Source organism: Martinezella lusitana, from assembly GCF_016901135.1.
In the GTDB taxonomy this organism is placed as follows: domain Bacteria; phylum Pseudomonadota; class Alphaproteobacteria; order Rhizobiales; family Rhizobiaceae; genus Rhizobium; species Rhizobium lusitanum_D.
The window spans coordinates 14151-27771 of sequence record NZ_JAFEVL010000078.1; the positions used below are offsets into that span (position 1 = coordinate 14151).

General features: G+C 61.7%; 11 protein-coding genes. 6 read left to right on the forward strand and 5 right to left on the reverse strand.

Annotated features, from left to right (window positions below; all coding sequences use genetic code 11):
- Positions 1-101: 101 nt before the first annotated feature.
- Positions 102-1376, reverse strand: a complete 1275-nt coding sequence (locus tag JTP94_RS34895) for an ABC transporter substrate-binding protein (protein ID WP_204854909.1) — start codon at positions 1374-1376, stop codon at positions 102-104.
- Between the two features lie 86 nt (positions 1377-1462).
- On the opposite strand from JTP94_RS34895, the gene JTP94_RS34900 reads away from it, so the two are divergent.
- Together JTP94_RS34900 and JTP94_RS34905 are read left to right on the forward strand one after the other, a co-directional pair.
- Positions 1463-2413: a helix-turn-helix domain-containing protein gene (locus JTP94_RS34900; RefSeq protein ID WP_246755465.1), complete on the forward strand. Its 951-nt coding sequence runs from the start codon at positions 1463-1465 to the stop codon at positions 2411-2413.
- 64 nt (positions 2414-2477) lie between these two features.
- Positions 2478-3248: a TIM barrel protein gene (locus JTP94_RS34905; protein ID WP_204854911.1), complete on the forward strand. Its 771-nt coding sequence runs from the start codon at positions 2478-2480 to the stop codon at positions 3246-3248.
- A 60-nt stretch (positions 3249-3308) separates the two neighbouring features.
- Here JTP94_RS34905 and copD read toward each other — a convergent pair whose 3' ends face one another.
- A complete protein-coding gene (copD, locus tag JTP94_RS34910) occupies positions 3309-4193 on the reverse strand; it encodes a copper homeostasis membrane protein CopD (RefSeq protein WP_204854912.1) in 885 nt (294 codons plus the stop codon).
- 412 nt (positions 4194-4605) lie between these two features.
- Between copD and JTP94_RS34915 the strand changes: the two genes are divergently transcribed.
- Positions 4606-5352, forward strand: coding sequence for a metallophosphoesterase (locus JTP94_RS34915; RefSeq protein ID WP_204854913.1), 747 nt, complete (start codon positions 4606-4608; stop codon positions 5350-5352).
- Positions 5353-5361: 9 nt separating this feature from the next.
- Here the strand turns inward: JTP94_RS34915 and JTP94_RS34920 are convergent, their stop codons facing one another.
- Positions 5362-6843, reverse strand: a complete 1482-nt coding sequence (locus JTP94_RS34920) for an NAD-dependent succinate-semialdehyde dehydrogenase (RefSeq protein WP_204854914.1) — start codon at positions 6841-6843, stop codon at positions 5362-5364.
- A 74-nt stretch (positions 6844-6917) separates the two neighbouring features.
- Entirely contained in the window at positions 6918-8189 is a 1272-nt protein-coding gene (locus JTP94_RS34925) for a 4-aminobutyrate--2-oxoglutarate transaminase (protein ID WP_204854915.1), read from the reverse strand.
- A gap of 193 nt (positions 8190-8382) precedes the next feature.
- Between JTP94_RS34925 and JTP94_RS34930 the strand changes: the two genes are divergently transcribed.
- The 3 genes from JTP94_RS34930 (at position 8383) to JTP94_RS34940 (ending at position 11815) form a co-directional block, all read left to right on the forward strand.
- Positions 8383-9213: a MerR family transcriptional regulator gene (locus tag JTP94_RS34930; RefSeq protein WP_204854916.1), complete on the forward strand. Its 831-nt coding sequence runs from the start codon at positions 8383-8385 to the stop codon at positions 9211-9213.
- Between the two features lie 83 nt (positions 9214-9296).
- Entirely contained in the window at positions 9297-9923 is a 627-nt protein-coding gene (locus JTP94_RS34935; protein ID WP_204854917.1) for a ribonuclease D, read from the forward strand.
- A 248-nt stretch (positions 9924-10171) separates the two neighbouring features.
- Positions 10172-11815: a hypothetical protein gene (locus tag JTP94_RS34940; protein ID WP_204854918.1), complete on the forward strand. Its 1644-nt coding sequence runs from the start codon at positions 10172-10174 to the stop codon at positions 11813-11815.
- An 82-nt stretch (positions 11816-11897) separates the two neighbouring features.
- On the opposite strand, the gene rpsA is transcribed toward JTP94_RS34940, so the two are convergent.
- Positions 11898-13601 carry a 30S ribosomal protein S1 gene (rpsA, locus tag JTP94_RS34945; RefSeq protein ID WP_204854919.1) on the reverse strand — a complete coding sequence of 568 codons (1704 nt, stop codon included), beginning with the start codon at positions 13599-13601 and terminating at the stop codon, positions 11898-11900.
- Positions 13602-13621 lie beyond the last annotated feature (20 nt).

A 13621-nucleotide genomic window follows, 5' to 3' on the forward strand; every position in this document is an offset into this window, starting at 1 on the left:
CCTTTATGCGCAGTGAAATGATCAGTGACGATGCATCCCCGCCGCCCTGGGGGCGGCGGGGATGCCGGGCGCGGCTTGGGATGCGCGCCCGGCTATGTCACTCATTTCGCGACTGGCAGACCCGTCGCCGAGGCGATCTGCTGGGCCGCATCGTCGAGCGCAGCCTTGCCATCCGGATATCCGCCGGCGAGGTACTTCGTCTGCACCGCCTTTATGACGGCGTCGGCATCACCAAAATATTGGGTGCCCGGGCTCGGATGGATCTTCGGCAGGGTCGCAAGGATATCGGCCCAGACCTTCTGTCCGCCCCAATAGGGCAGCGGTTCGTTGACGAAGGGATCCTTGACCGCCGACAGCAGCGAGGGCACGAGACCGAAGGATTTCAGCATCGTGACCTGGCCCTCATTGGTGCCAAGCGTGTAGTTCAGATATTTCCAGGCAGCTTCCTTGTTCTTCGAGCTGCTGGCGATGGCGAGCGACGAGCCGCCGAGATTGGCTGCATGCTGGCCGTCAGCCGTCATGCTCGGCATCAGATAGACGCCCCACTTGCCGGCGAGATCGGGCGAGGTGGAACGGACGGTGCCTTCATACCAGCCGCCGTACATCTGCGTTGCCACCTTGCCGGCCGTGTTCGACTGGATCTTTTCGTCCCAGTTGGCCGCGGTCAGCAGGCCCGCGTCCTTCATCTCCTTCACTTTTTCAAGCGCTTTGATGCAGCCGGGCTGGCTGACGGCGATGCTTTGGCCGTCATCGGAAAAATAGCCGCAGCCCTGTTCGTTGGCGAGCATGCGGAACCATTCGCTGTCGCCGTTGAAGTCGGCCTGCGACATGACCACACCGGGATTGGCGGCGGAGATCTTCTTGCCGGCGGCGATGAAATCGTCCCAGGTCTTGATCGTTGCCGGATCGACGCCAGCCTTCTCATAGAGATCGCGGCGATAGAACATGGCGACCGGACCGGAATCCCACGGCATGGCATAGGCCGCGTCGCCGACTTCGAGCTCGGCGCGTTTGAAATCCGGGAATTGCTTTTTGATGTCATCGGTATAGCCGAGCTTCGTCAGGTCGGTCAGGCAGTCGGGAAAGCGGTTCCAGAAGATGGACGCCTTGTGGTTTTCGATCGACATGATGTCGGGCAGGCCGTCGCCGCCGGCGGCACAGGCGGCCAGCATTTTATCGAAGACCTGCGGGTTGCCGATGTCCTGTACATCGACCTTGATATCGGGATATTTTTTATTGAACCCCTCGACTGTTGATTTCAACGCCGACGCGGCGACGTTCCAGCTCCAGACGGTAATGGTGGTTTGTTCCGCAAAGGCAGAACCGGAAGCGAGCAAGGTGGCAAGCACCGCCGCTCCAGCAAGTTTTAAACGCATTGAAAATCCTCCCTTTTCAATTGCTGTCCGCAAGCGAACAAGCTTAGACTAGCTCTCGGTACGCTTCTGTCTCCTAAAAAGGGAACATGGACTTGGCGAAAAGTAAGGTGGGTTATAGAGCGGTCTATCAGCCGGGTGCGAGCAGTGTCGAAGGGCTCCCGACGATCCTGCAGATGTTTCATAACCATCCATTGCCGATGGCCAAGCCGCATTGGCACGCGCAGGTGGAAGTGAATTACATCGTGCGCGGTACCGTACACTACCACATAGGCGATCATGAGCTTCATCTGAAGGCCGGCGAGATCTGCCTCTTCTGGGGCGGTCAGCCGCATCAGCTGGATGAGCTGTCCGACGATGCGATCTATGCGGGCGCGCATCTGCCGCTCGTGCATTTTTTCCGCATGCGCCTGCCGCTCGATATTTCCAGCCGGCTGATCCGCGGGCAGACGCTGATAAGCTCGGCGACCGATGCCGCCGATGATGAGAATTTCGCCAGATGGCACCGTTACGCCATGTCCGGCGATCGGACGAAGGCCGAGCATGCCGTCGCCGAACTTCTCCTGCGTCTGGAGCGGATCGCCTTCGAGCCCTACCGCATGGTACCGGAGAAGCAGGAAAACCTGACGAACGAGCAGGTCCATCCGCAATCCTCGCGCAGCCTGGCGAGAATGTGCGATTTCATCGCCGCCAATTTCCTGCATGACATCGATACGGTCGATATTGCCAAGGCGGCGGATCTCCATCCGAAATACGCGATGAACCTCTTCAAGAAATCCACCGGCATGACCCTCGGCAAATATGTGAACCTGCTGCGCCTGTCTCGCGCCCAGGCGATGCTGATGCGCGACGGCGCCAATGTCCTGCAGGTCGCCATGGACAGCGGTTTCGGCTCGATCAGCGCCTTCAACAAATCCTTCCGCCACATTGCCGGCATGACGCCTTCCGATTTCCGCCGGGACATGCGCGTCCTCTCCGCGATGAATGTCGAAGCCATCAAGCCTTCGATGCGGCGGCCGGCCCCGCAATTCCATCGCTAGCGCCTCTTGCGGTCGCGGGCGATCTCGCGCATTGCTCGTGACCGGTTGAGGGAGGGAGAATCTCATGCGGCAGTTTTCGGCTTGTATCGAGTGGTTGTTCGCGCGCGAAGATGATGCCTTCGCCGACCGTATCCGGCTGGCGCATCAGGCGGGGCTGGATGCGGTCGAGTTCTGGCGCTGGACGAACAAGGATCTGGATGCCATTGCCGCTGCGGTCGCCGAGACGGGCATTGCGGTGTCCGGGCTGGTGGCAGAGCCGATGATTGCGCTGACGAATCCGGCAAACAAAGATGCTTGGCTTCAGGGCCTGCGGGAGTCCGTCGTCGTGGCGCAGCGCCTCGGCGCGCCGGTTCTCATCGCGCAAGCCGGCGACGATCTTTCTGAGTTTTCGCGCGCCGAACAGCGGGCTGCCCTTGTCGCCGCGCTGAGCGCCGGCGCGGATATCCTTAAGGGTTCAGGCGTTCGGCTTGGTCTTGAGCCGCTCAACACGAAAATCGACCATGTCGGCTATTATCTGTCGTCGACGACCGAAGGCCTCGACATCGTCGATGAGGTCGGCCGTGCGGAAATCGGCATCGTCTACGATCTCTATCATTCGGCGGTGATGGGCGAGAAGACGGAGCATGTCGTCGGTGATCGCGTCGACCGGATCGTGCATGTCCATGTCGCAGATCATCCGGGCCGCAGCGATCCTGGCACGGGTCACATCGATCTGGCTGACCGGTTGAACTGGCTGTTTGCACATGGTTATGGCGGTAGGGTGGGCCTGGAATACAGGCCGAAAACGAGCGATGCCGAGGCCGTTCGCGCGGTGGTGAAGTCGCTCGGCGGCTAGAGCAATTTCAGGAAAAGTGCGCAGCGGTTTTCCGTCCGGAATTGCGTGAAAACAAACGGTCTAGACCGGCTCCAGCATGCCGAAGACGGCGACCAACCCGATGACCGTGATACCGATGCCGATCTCGGCGATACTTCCAAGGCGAAGCGCCTGCAAGGCGCGGCTTGGGTTGCGGCCGATCCAGGGCACGAAGACATAGCGATTGATGATCGCGAGCAGCGTCATGCCCGCGACCAGCGCGATCTTGATGGCAAGCAGCCTCTGATAGGGCGAGGACCAGTCCGTCGGCAGGCGTTTCAGGACCAGCATGGTATTGACGACGCCGGAGAGGATGACGAGCGCTACCGCCCAGTGCCCCGCATTCGAGAAGCGGCGCAGCGCCAGGTGCGCGTCCGCCCTGCATTCCGGCCGGTTCAGAAGCCGGAGAATGGAGATTAGCGGCACGAGCGCGCCCAGCCAGCCGCCACCTGTCAGAACATGGAGGATGTCGTTAGCGCGGTGTGCGTAGCGCAGCCAGCCTTCCAGCATCGATGCATGTCCGGTCAAGGCAAGCGCGGCAAGGCCGAGGCCGGAACCCAGCGCCACGCCGCGGCGGCGCCAGTCCTCCGGCAACAGGAAGGCGAGAAGCATAATGATCGCCGCGAACGCCTGCGCCTGCCAGGCTCGGCCAACCGTGGTATCGAACAGGACGTCATGGACCATGCCGACGTCGAGTGCGTCGCTCCAGCCGTTGCCGATGGCGGCGGTCGCAGCAGGCAGCGAAAGGAGCGCCGTCAGGGCAGCGATCGCGGCGGCGAGGAAGAACGGGATCGCAAGGATGCGCCAGACCCGATCGGCGAGCGCCTTCGGTACCAGAAGAGACAGATAAACACAGGCACCCCACAGCAGCATCAGCGATGCGTCGTGAAAAAAGCGGCAGAGTTCGAGCGCTGTCGTCGGGTTCATCAGGGTTTCACGGTAAGGTTACAGGCGCTATTGATGATAGGCCTCCGGTTGTGGCTGGCTTCGTTTTTCGTTATTGTAGGGCAAACGCGCTGATACCGTGCCAACAAAGCGGGGACGCCGGGCTCGCCACTCTTCAGGCGATCAAAGATCCTCCCGTCGAGTTGTCAAGCGCGATAGGATTCCGGATACGCCCTGTCAACTTTCTCCATGCATAAAGGCGGCATTCGGGACGCTTTGCCGCAAGGCATCCGGTGTCGTCGGCAATTGCCGATCGAAACATCCGGCGAGAGCACTGATTCCTGCCTTTCGGCAAAGAATCGTCGCTTTTGAGGCCTTTTTGCAGATTGTTAAGGCGTTCCGGGGTGTACGCTCGAAAGGGAGTTTCATGTCGGCAGCTAGGACACGCGAAAAAATGGCTCATGGCTTCGGCCATCACCGGCGTCGCGAGCGGCTCGAGAGTCTCGATATGCCCACCTATGTCATCGGCGATGTGCATGGCCGCTATGATCTCTTGAGCATGCTGGAGCGCAAGATCGTCGCCGATGCTGCCGGGCTTCCCGGGCGCAAGCTCATCATCATGCTCGGGGACTACATCGATCGCGGCCCGGCCTCGGCGCAGGTCGTCGGCCGGCTCATGGCGTCGCCGCCGAATGGTTTCGATCGCATCTGCCTGACGGGCAACCATGAAATGGAAATGCTCGCCTATCTCGATGGCGAGATATCGCTGGATGACTGGGTGGCGCTCGGCGGTGATGCCACTCTGCACTCCTATGGCGTGGATATCCCGACAGTGCGGGAGCAATATCCGAGCCGGAAAAAGCTCGACACATTCATCCGAACCTGGCTTCCAGACGATCACATCAATTTCTTGCGCCGGTTGCCGATCCTGCTGGATACGCCGCAGGCCTTGTTTGTCCATGCCGGCATCGATCCGGACCGGCCGATTTCCGATCAGCAGGACGCTGACCTCGTCTTCATCCGTTCGCATTTTCACGACAGTGCGCAGCTGCTGCCGAAGCTGATCGTACACGGTCATACGCCGGTCAAACGGGCCGAAGCCCGCGGGCTCCGGCTCAATCTCGATACCGGCGCTTTTCACACCGGGCGGTTGACGGCGGCCCGGCTATGGCAGGGCCGCATCCACATTACCTCGACTTGATTTGCCGGCTTATAGATTGCCGATGCAGAGATATTTCATTTCGAGATAATCATCAGCGCCATGGCGCGAGCCCTCGCGGCCGAGGCCGGATTGCTTGATGCCGCCGAAAGGCGCCGTCTCGGCCGACATCAGGCCGGTGTTGATGCCGACCATGCCGTATTCCAGCGCCTCGGCAACCCGCCAGACCTTCTTGAGATCGCCGGCGAAGAAATAGGCGGCGAGGCCGAATTCCGTATCGTTCGCCTGCGCGATCACGTCCTCGACCGTCTCGAACCGGAAGAGCGGCGCGACGGGGCCGAATGTCTCCTCGCGGGCGACCTTCATGGTCTTGTCGATGCCGGTGAGGATCGTCGGGGCGAAGAAGGTGCCGGCCCCTTCGATACGCTTGCCGCCGAGGAGGACCTTGGCGCCCTTCGATACGGCATCCTGAACGTGGTCCTCGGCCTTGGCCACACCCTGTTCGTCGATCAGCGGCCCGATGGTCACGCCCGGCTTGAAACCGTCTCCGACCGAAAGCTCCGTGACCTTGACGGCAAGCTTGGCCGCGAAGGCGTCATAGACGTTGGACTGGACATAGATCCGGTTGGCGCAGACACAGGTCTGGCCGGCATTGCGGTATTTTGAAGCCAGCGCCCCTTCGATGGCGGCGTCGAGGTCGGCATCGTCGAAAACGATGAACGGCGCGTTGCCGCCGAGCTCGAGGCTGACCTTCTTGATCTGGTCGGAGCACTGACGCATCAGGATACGGCCGACCTCGGTCGAGCCGGTGAAGCTAATCTTGCGCACCTTGGCATTGCCGCAGAGCTCGCGGCCGATCGCCGGCCCGTCAACGCCGACGATGACGTTGAATACGCCGGCCGGAACGCCAGCTTCTTCGGCAAGGACTGCGAGCGCGATCGCCGACAGCGGCGTCTGTTCGGCGGGCTTGGAGACAACCGTGCAGCCGACGGCGAGTGCCGGCGCGATCTTGCGGGTGATCATGGCGGCCGGGAAGTTCCAGGGCGTGATCGTGCCGACGACGCCCACCGGCTGCTTGATGACGATCATGCGCTTGTCGTTGGACGGCGCGGGTATGGTCTCGCCATAGATGCGCTTGGCTTCTTCCGCATACCATTCGACATAGGCTGCGGCGTAGAGGATTTCACCCTTCGCTTCGGGTAGCGGCTTGCCCATCTCGGCTGTCAGGATGGCAGCCAGCTCATCGGCATTGGCGATCATCAGATCGAACCACTTGCGCAGGATGACGGCGCGTTCCCTGGCGGGGCGGGCGGCCCAGGCGACTTGAGCGGCATAGGCCGCGTCGATCGCCGCCGTCGTCTCGGCGGCCCCCATGTCGGGGAGCGTCGCGAGCACTTCGCCGGTGGCGGGATTGATGACATCGAAGGTCTTGGTCGCGCCGCCTGCCGTCCAGACGCCGTTTATATAGCCGGCGTCGCGCAGGAATCGCGAGGAGAAGGGGACATGCTTGGTCATTGCGGTCGTAAAGGACATGATATGCACTCCGACAGGTTTTCGCCCGGCAGGCCGCGCGGGCGGATTGTAGAGGAAACGTGGAAGAACGGTGGTCAGCGCGCGGCACTTGCCTCGATCATGGAGGCTTCGAGAATGTCGAGGGCTTCGCTGAACACACCGTCCTGGATGGTGATCGGCGACAGGAAGCGGATGACATTGCCGTAGACACCGCAGGTCAGCAGGATCAGGCCCTTGTCGAGAGCGATCAGCCGTACCTTATTGGCGAAGTCGGCGCTTGGCAGCTTCGTCGCCACATCGTTGAACTCCACGGCATTCATGAAGCCGGGGCCGCGAATGTCGACGATTTCAGGCACCTTGTCGCGCAGCGATTCCAGCCTCTGCTTCAGCCGCGAGCCGAGCTGGTTGGCGCGATTGCACAGATCCTCGTCGACGATGACGTCGAGCACGGCATGAGCAGCGGCGATGCCGAGCGGATTGCCGCCATAGGTGCCGCCAAGGCCGCCCGGTTCCGGTGCGTCCATCACGTCGGCGCGGCCGGTGACGGCGGCGAGCGGGAAGCCGCCGGCAAGGCTCTTTGCCATGGTGACGAGATCAGCCGCGACCTCATGATGATCCATCGCGAACATCTTGCCGGTGCGCGCAAAGCCGGTCTGCACTTCGTCGGCGATCAGGAGAATGCCGTGCTGGTCGCAGATTTCCCGCAGCGCCTTCATGAAGGCCGGCGGTGCCGGATAGAAGCCGCCTTCGCCTTGCACCGGCTCGAGGATGATGGCGGCCACGCGCCGCGGATCGACATCGGCTGCAAACAGCTTCTTTAGCGTCGCCAGCGATTGTTCGACGGTTACGCCATGCAGCGGCACAGGAAAGGGGGCGTGGAAGACATCGCCCGGCATCGGGCCGAAACCGATCTTGTAAGGCGCGACCTTGCCGGTCAGCGCCATGCCCATGAAAGTGCGGCCGTGGAAGCCGCCGCCGAAAGCGATGATGGCGGAGCGGCCGGTCGCGGCGCGAGCGATCTTCACGGCGTTTTCGACCGCCTCGGCGCCTGTCGTCACGAAGATCGTCTTCTTGGCGAAATCACCGGGAACGATCGCATTCAGCCGTTCGGCAAGATGCACATAGCTCTCATAGGGCACGACCTGGTGACAAGTGTGGGTGAAGCGGTCGAGCTGTTCCTTGACGGCGGCGATGACGCGGGGATGGCGGTGGCCGGTGTTCACCACGGCAATGCCGGAGGCAAAATCGATATAGCGGCGTCCCTCCTTGTCCCAGATCTCGGCGTTTTCGGCGCGATCGGCATAGATTTGCGTCGTCATGCCGACGCCGCGGGAAATGGCGGCGTTCTTCCGCTCGGTCAGGGTCATCGCTGTGGCTCCAAGGAGAGGGTTTCAAATTAGCTTGCAGAACTTCTGCAAGTTCTTTAGAAAATTCCTACATTTTTCCTGCAAGATTTCAAGTGGGATTTTGTGCGGGTGACAAGAATGCGCCGAAGGTTCACGCAAGCGTTCTATCCATGCTAAGCAGATCAAAAGACTAATGATCAGGGATGATTGGCAAATGAGCAGCATCGAGCCCGAGCGCTCCCCCGTGCGCTACAAGGTGGCGGAAGCGGCGCGTCTGGCAGGCGTGTCGGCTTCCACCCTGCGGCTATGGGAAAGCCAGGGCCTGGTCGTGCCCTTTCGTTCCGAGACCGGGCACCGGCAGTACAGCGCCGAGGATGTGGCGCGGCTGAAGCGTATTTCCTGGTTTCGCGCCGAGCGCGGCCTCAACCCGGCGGCTATCCGCGAGGCGCTGGAAACCGAGGATGCCGGGGCATCCGGCGCTGACAGCGGCGAACAGATCGCGTCCTCCGGCCTAGGCCGCAAGCTGCGGGCGCTGCGCCACGCGGCCGGCAAGACGCTGGAGCAGGTCGCTGCCGAGATGGGCATGACGTCGTCGACGCTGTCGACGCTGGAGCGCACCTCGCAGGGTGTCAGCTTCAAGACCCTTCATGATCTCGCGGATTATTATGGCACGACGGTCTCGCGCCTGTCGGGGGAGGAGCGCGAGGATGTATCGGCCCTCATCAGGGCGCGCGAGTGGCGCGTCTGGCCGGCGACGACGCCCGGCGTCACCGTCCAGCTTCTGGCCGAAGGAAAGACGATGATGGATTGCCATCGCTTCGTGCTGGCGCCAGGCGCGGCGAGCGAAGGCGCCTATCGCCATGAGGGCGAGGAGTTCATTCACGTCCTTTCCGGGCGTCTGGAGCTGGTGCTCGACAGTGATCAGTTCTTCGATCTCCTGCCCGGTGATTCGCTTTATTTCGAGAGCCGCCGCTACCACTCCTGGCGCAACCGCTATGATGGTGAGACCATATTGCTCTGGATCAACACGCCGCCGACATTTTGAGCGGCGAGCGGTATCGTCATTCCCCTGTCTGTCCTATAGAACGGACGACAAGCGAATTCAGACGACGAAGCCGGGAGAATCTCATGGCTGCCACCATCCGTTACCACGAAGGTGATATTTCCGCTGACGATGCCGCCCGCTACACCGGCGCCATTGCCGTTGATACGGAAACCCTCGGCCTCATTCCGCGCCGCGATCGGCTTTGCGTCGTGCAGCTTTCGCCGGGCGATGGCACGGCCGATGTCGTCCGCATCGCCGCCGGCCAGAAGCAGGCCCCAAATCTCGTCGCCATGCTTGCCGATCCCGCCCGCCAGAAGATCTTTCACTATGGCCGCTTCGACATCGCCGTCTTGTTCCACACCTTCGGCGTCACCACCACGCCGGTGTTCTGTAGCAAGATCGCCTCGCGCCTCTGCCGCACCTATACCGACCGTCATGGCCTGAAGGACAATCTCAAGGAAATGCTCGACGTCGATATTTCCAAGGCGCAGCAATCGTCCGACTGGGCTGCCGAAAAGTTGTCGCCGGCGCAGCTCGAATATGCCGCCTCCGACGTGCTTTATCTCCACGCGCTGCGCGCCAAGCTGACGGAACGCCTGCTGCGCGACGGCCGCATGGACTATGCGGACGACTGCTTCGCCTTCCTTCCGACCCGCGCCAAGCTCGATTTGCTCGGCTGGGAAGAGGCGGATATTTTCGCGCACAGCTGATAGCGTCGCCAGAAGAGCGAAATCCATGGTGAAAGCCGGCGCCGCATAAGTGGCACCGGCTTTTGCTTTTAGCGATCTGTTAAGAAACGGACTGCTATTATGACAGTTGATTTGCTGCGTTCGACGGCGGTTTCCTGTTTCGCCTTCCCGGTTATCCGGCGCTCGAACATTGACCGGCCGCATGAGCGGACCCTGACTGACCCTGCCCCCCGCCTCCATCGTCGCCTTGCCAGACAAAGGAGCATGTCATGTTGCTTCCCGTTGGTGCCGTGTCCGCCGTGGCTGCGTCCATTGAAAAGCCTGTTGTTGCGACGGCGGAGACTGCCGGCCTCCAGACAGCGGCAACACCGCTGGCCGTTCTGTCGAGCACGATCAATGCCAGCGTCGAGGGCAAGCTGAACATGCTGCTGGTGGCGGCACGCGAGCGGATGTTCGATAGCCTGCTCTCCGCCATCGACGCTGCCGGCGTGGCGCTGAACGTTTCGCGTGAACCGGGCGAGAGCGATGCCGCCTTCGCGCAGCGCGTCGCCGCCACGATCCGCAGCCTGCCGCCACAACAGCTCGCCGTCGCCCAGCAACAGCTGAACGCGCAGATGAGCACGCCGATCCCGCTGCCTCTGCTGGCCGAAGCATTGGAGCACCCGGAAAGCCCGCAAGCGGTTCAGCTGGCTCTCAGCCTCCCGGCACCGGCTGCCGAACCCGATGCCGCGCTGAAGGCTGTCGTCAATTCCTACGGCCAGAATGCCGGAGAGGCGGAAAGCGTGGTAACGCAAACGCCGACACCTGCCCTGACGCAGAAGGCAGCCGATATGGCCGCCCAGGCAACATTATTGCCGTCTCCCGCGGAAGAGGCGGCGATCCCCACGGCGTCCCAGCCGGCTGGACAGCCGACACAACAGCCGCAAGCGGCAACCCCGCCGAGCGCTTCGCCCGCGCCCGCTGCCACCGTTCAAACGGCTCCAGCGCCAGCGATTGCACAAAGTGGCGCAGGCCCCGCTCCGCAAGTTTCACCCGGCGCCGGCATTGACGCCAATGCGGCCGTATTGTCTTCGCAACTCGCGTCTCTTGTCGATGATCTGGCTGCGGGACCATTGCTGGCGGCGATCGCCGCCGAGGCCAAGCTGCCGACCGAAGTCGAGTTGATCAGATCGCCACTTACGCCGCCGCCGGTGCCGCGCGACATCCAGCAGATCCAGGCCGATATCAAGCAAGGGCTGCAGGTGATCATCAACCCGCCTGTGGCGGCAGCCAATTCCGACCTTCTGCAGATCATCAGCAATCCGGCGACCTCGGTCGAAAAGATCATAGCGCAGGCGCTGACCGCCAATGGGGCAGGGCAAATCTCGCCGCAGCCCCAGCCGGCTGTCGATGAAAGTGGCAGAAGCCGCCTTGTTGCGGCGGGCTTCACTCCGACATCGCTGGCAGGCGAACCGGAGGTGTCTGTTTCCGTTTCGGCACTTGCCGGAAAGTCGCAGCCTCAGACATCGACTGGAGCAGCAACGGCAATCGTCGATACGCCGGAGCAGATGGGAGTACTGGCCCCCGTGCCGCTGGGCGTTCCCTTCGTCGTTGCGAATTATCTGCCGGCGGCCATCCCCACCAAGGAAGCTGAATCGAAACTGGTCGATCGCGTGGATCCTGTCGAGGACGAGGAAGGCGAAGAGGCCAGCGACGGCGACACGGAGCAGCACGAGAACGAAGACGATTCGCAGGCTGAAGAATCATCGCCGCAGGCGGCTGAGGAGACTTCCGGCGATACGGAAGCGCAGCTCGTCTCTTCTGAGGATGCGGTTGTCGCGCCGGACCTGCCCGCCTTGCCGCAGCCTGCGCCGGCCGATCGCCCGCAGGATCATGCCTTCGATTTCTATCGACGCATGGTGGAATGGGAATAATCGGGAAGAGCGCATAGCAGCCAAAGAAAAACCCGCCGGATCGCTCCGGCGGGTTCTTTGTTTGATAGGCTTTAGCCGAAGATTATTCGCCGTTGCGGTTCTTCAGAGCCGCACCCAGGATGTCGCCGAGCGAAGCGCCCGAGTCGGACGAACCGAACTGAGCAACAGCTTCCTTCTCTTCCGCGATTTCCAGAGCCTTGATCGACAGCATGATCTTGCGGTCCTTCTTGGAGAAGTTGGTGACGCGGGCGTCGACAACCTGTCCCACAGAGAAACGCTCCGGACGCTGTTCGTCGCGGTCACGCGACAGATCGGCGCGGCGGATGAACGAGGTGATGTCTTCGTGGCTGACGAGCTTCACTTCGATGCCGCCGTCGTTGACCGCGATGACTTCGCAGGAAACGACTGCATTCTTGCGCAGGTCGCCGGAAGCTGCTGCTTCGCCGACTGCATCCTTGCCGAGCTGCTTGATGCCGAGCGAGATGCGTTCCTTGTCGACATCGACGTCGAGAACGACGGCCTTGACGACATCACCCTTGTTGAACTCCTCGATGACCTGTTCGCCCGGACGGTTCCAGTCGAGGTCGGAGAGGTGCACCATGCCGTCCACATCGCCGTCGAGGCCGATGAACAGGCCGAATTCGGTCTTGTTCTTGACTTCGCCTTCGACTTCGGTGCCGGCCGGATGGTTGCGGGCGAATGCAGCCCACGGATTTTCGAGCGTCTGCTTCAGGCCAAGCGAGATACGGCGCTTGGTCGGATCGACTTCGAGAACGACCACTTCGACTTCCTGGCTCGTGGACAGGATCTTGCCGGGGTGAACGTTCTTCTTGGTCCAGGACATTTCCGAGATGTGGATCAGGCCTTCGATGCCCGGCTCCAGCTCGACGAACGCACCGTAATCGGTGATATTAGTGACGGTACCGGAAATCTTCTTGCCTTCCGGATACTTGGCCTGGATGCCATCCCACGGATCGCTCTCGAGCTGCTTCATGCCGAGCGAGATACGGTGGGTTTCCTGGTTGATGCGGATGATCTGCACCTTGACCTGCTGGCCGATGGACAGGATTTCCGACGGATGGTTCACACGGCGCCAAGCCATGTCGGTGACGTGCAGCAGGCCGTCGATGCCGCCGAGGTCAACGAACGCACCGTAGTCGGTGATGTTCTTGACGACGCCGTCAACAACCTGGCCTTCTTCGAGGTTCTGAACGATTTCAGAACGCTGCTCGGCACGGGACTCTTCCAGAACCGTACGGCGGGACACGACGATGTTGCCGCGGCGCTTGTCCATCTTGAGGATTTCGAAGGGCTGCGGGTTGTGCATCAGCGGGGTCACGTCGCGGATCGGACGGATGTCGACCTGAGAGCGCGGCAGGAAGGCGATGGCGCCGTCGAGATCGACGGTGAAGCCGCCCTTGACCTGGTTGAAGATGACGCCTTCAACGCGTTCGCCAGCTTCGAACTTGGCTTCGAGCTTGATCCAGCTTTCTTCGCGGCGAGCCTTTTCGCGCGAAAGAACGGCTTCGCCCAGCGCGTTTTCGATACGCTCGACGTAGACTTCGACTTCATCGCCAACCTTGAGCGTGCCGTCCTTGGCGCGCGCACCGAATTCCTTCAGTGCGATGCGGCCTTCGACCTTGAGGCCGACGTCGACAACGGCGACGTCCTTCTCGATGCCGGTGACGATGCCCTTGGTGACATAGCCTTCGGCCAGATCGTTCTTGGCGAAGGATTCTTCGAGAAGGGCCGCGAAATCTTCGCGAGAGGGGGTAGTTACAGACATAAAATCTCCTGGCGTGTCCT